This window comes from Acinetobacter sp. CIP 64.2, assembly GCF_000369645.1.
Classification (GTDB): domain Bacteria; phylum Pseudomonadota; class Gammaproteobacteria; order Pseudomonadales; family Moraxellaceae; genus Acinetobacter.
The window spans coordinates 875560-876099 of sequence record NZ_KB850122.1 but is presented as its reverse complement, the minus strand read 5'-3'; the positions used below and the strand labels follow the sequence as shown (position 1 = coordinate 876099).

Below are 540 nucleotides of genomic sequence, written 5' to 3'. Positions count from 1 at the left end.
ACCGCTCTTTCTCTAATTTCGGGGGTATAGTTTGGTTTTTTCATCGGAATAGTCTCTCAGAATATTGAGTCTCCGACAAACCCGGTACGGTTCATATATTAGTGCAATTTGTCGAAGGCCATATGGAAACGCGTTTATTCGAAGATGCTTTATACAATGATCCTGATATTGAAAAATTATTATCTGCTGAGCTAGCTCCACAATACGCACTTGCTGCCCACACGCTTTATCACTATTTGATCACTCTAAATTATCGCAATCCGATTGATGTATTGAATGCCGAATCAGTGATTGTAAAATATTTAAAAGAACAACAAGGGATGAACGTGCAAGTGTCTAGTTATAAGACTGATATGGTAAAGCTTATCGCCGCAGTTCAACCAAAGTGGTTGGAACTTGATCCAAGTTATGTACAACAACTTATGCAAGAAGCCCCAGAAAAGCTCTCTGAACCGTACCGGGTTTGTCGGAGACTCAATATTCTGAGAGACTATTCCGATGAAAAAACCAAACTATACCCCCGAAATTAGAGAAAGAGCG

General features: G+C 39.8%; 1 protein-coding gene. It reads left to right on the top strand.

What is annotated here, in order from left to right; all coding sequences use genetic code 11:
* Positions 1 to 122: 122 nt before the first annotated feature.
* A complete protein-coding gene (locus F895_RS06995; protein WP_005242182.1) occupies positions 123 to 530 on the top strand; it encodes a hypothetical protein in 408 nt (135 codons plus the stop codon).
* Positions 531 to 540 lie beyond the last annotated feature (10 nt).

Bases quoted from the DNA above. Each gene is read 5' to 3' on its own strand.
- F895_RS06995 (WP_005242182.1), top strand. From the start codon at position 123: ATGGAAACGCGTTTATTCGAAGATGCTTTATACAATGATCCTGATATT.